The following is a 2564-nucleotide window of genomic DNA, read 5'->3' as shown; positions in this document are numbered from 1 at the left end:
CCGTGCTGTTCCCCGACGCCACGGCCTACGACGATGCGAACGCCGGCGTGCGGCTTCTCGACGGTGTGCTCGACGTCACCGCGGCGAAGACCATCTCGCCCAGCTCCCTGCTCGAGAAGGACCGCGCGCTTCCGGTGAAGGTCGCGCTCGAGGCGACCGACGGCGACGCGACGGTGGCGACGCAGGAGGTCGTGATCGAGGACGTCGACCAGGACTTCTGGAGCCGCTTCCGCCTGGTCTCCGTCGACGGCGTGCAGCTGCCCCGTGGGGCCGACCAGGTGCGCGTCGACGTTCAGCACGACGGTGAGTGGGTCACGGGCACGCCCGCCGCGACCGGCGCGCTCCCGGACGTCCCTGCCGAGGAGATCACGGGTCTCCGCTTCGTGTTCACGCGTCCCGACGGCGGCGTGTTCTCCCGCACCGCCCCGCCCGAGGGCTGGACGGCGCGCGCCGATCTGACCGTCGCGCTGCGGGACGCGGTGCGCGGCACGGACGAGGAGATCGTGTTCCCCAGCACGGTGTCCAACGACATCACGACGCGCTCCTCGCGGGGTGACGCCGACGTCTATCCGGCCGTCGAGGATCGGGCATCCGATGACATCGCGCTGCTGACGGGCACGTACGCGCTGAGCGTCGAGAAGACGCCGCTGGACAACCGGCACACCGTCGAGGCGGGCCAGACCGTGCCGTGGACCCTGCGGTTCACGAACACCGGATCCGGCTACCTCGCGGTCGACCAGCTCGTCGACACGCTTCCCGCCTCCCTCGACGTCGACTTCTCCGAGGAGCCTGTCTACTCGACCTCCGAGGGCGGTCGCCTGTCGCTCGAGCCGACGTACAGCTACGACGCCGCCACGCGGAAGCTCTCGTTCGAGTGGCCCGCCGGCGCGACGCGCATGGCGCCCGGCGAGTCGTACTCGATCACGCTGGGCATCGTGCTCAAGCCCGGCCTGCGTCAGGACGAGCGGGCGACGAACGGGTTCGTGGTGACCACGGCCCAGCCGCTCAGCGCCTGCACGAACACGTCCGGCAACGGCCAGGGCGTGCAGCCCGGCCGCGCGGAGAACGCCTGCGGCACGACGAACTACGTCGAGCCCGTGCCGGGCGCCTCGCTCGCTGTCTACAAGGGCGTCAAGGGCGAGGTGAACGGCGAGCTGGTCGACGGCGCGGTGAACACCACCAACGCCGGCGGCTCCTGCTTCGCCGACGCCGAGGGCTACTACCGCACGCCGTGCGCCGCGAACACCGTGGTGGGCGCGACGGACGCGTGGAAGCTCGAGACCATCAACAGCGGCACCGACCCGTACACCTCGCTGGTCGTGGCCGAGCCGCTGCCCGTGCCGGGCGACGTGATGCTGGCCACCGGGTCGTCGCGAGGCTCGACGTTCCGCCCGATCCTGGACGGCGCCGCCGGTCTGCAGATCGACGCACCGGAGGGCACGACGATCGTCTGGCAGGTCTCCACCGGCGACGACGTCTGCGTGGGCGCGGACGGTCGCGCATGGCGCGACGACCCCACGTGCTCGGCCGACTCCTGGACCGACGCGACCGCCTTCTCGGGCGACTGGTCGGAGGTCACCGGCCTGCGCGTGCAGTTCGACTTCCGCACCGCGGCCGGCGGCGTGCTCGCACCCGGTGCCGGGGTGACGGTCCGCTACCAGACGGTCAACGCTCCCGCCACGGAGGAAGACCCGAGCCGCGCACCGATCGAGGTTCCGGTCGAGGACCAGTTCGCGTGGAATCAGTTCGGCGCACACGCCGTGCTGCAGAGCGGCCGCACCCTCGATCGCGCCCCCGTGAAGGCCGGCGTCACCCTGGTGGCGGGCGAGCTCGACGTCGCGAAGGTCGTCGAGGGCGAGGCCGCCGCCTACGCGCCGGCCGAGTTCCGTGTCGACGTGTCGTGCACGGCGGCGGGGACCTCGCTCGACCTCGGCCCGCAGGCGACGCTGAGCGTCGCGCCCGACAGGCCCGCCACCGTGACCGGCATCCCGCTCGGCGCAGAGTGCACGGTCGACGAGCAGGGTGAGGTGGGCGAGTTCGGCGAGACCCGTCGCTCCGGCCTGCCCGCCACCGTGCGCATCCTGCAGCCGGGCGACGCCCCGGACGAGCAGCGCGTCACCGTCGCGAACGCGTACGACTACGGCTCGCTGCGCATCTCGAAGGCGGTCGACACCGCGGCGACCGTCGGCGGATTCGGGCCGTTCGGCTTCGAGCTCTCGTGCACGACGAGCACGGGCCTCGCGGTGCAGCTGGCGGAGACCGACAGGGCGTTCACGCTCGCCGCGGGCGAGACCCGGACGATCACCGCCGGCACGATCCCCGTGGGATCGACGTGCGACGTGACGGAGATCGACTCCGACGAGGCCGCGTCCGTCTCCATCACGGGCGAGGGCGTTCAGGACGCCGGCGACGGCACCGCGCAGGTGCGGGTCGGGGCCGACAGCAGCGCGCTGGTCACCAACCGCTACGAGGCCGGCACGCTGTCGGTGCTCAAGACGGTCACGGGCGACGGCGCCGCCGACTACGGCGACGGGCCGTTCGCGGTGCGCGTGGTGTGCTCCTAC

1 protein-coding gene is annotated in these 2564 nt (G+C 72.4%); it reads left to right on the top strand.

Annotated features, from left to right (window positions below; translation table 11 throughout):
- A partial coding sequence (locus RIF89_RS13800; protein WP_309069658.1) for a DUF5979 domain-containing protein occupies positions 1-2564 on the top strand: 2564 nt, incomplete at both ends.

The organism is Microbacterium sp., from assembly GCF_031178525.1.
In the GTDB taxonomy this organism is placed as follows: domain Bacteria; phylum Actinomycetota; class Actinomycetes; order Actinomycetales; family Microbacteriaceae; genus Microbacterium.
The sequence above is the reverse complement of the archived record's forward strand: the minus strand, read 5'-3'. Positions and strand labels throughout refer to the sequence as shown.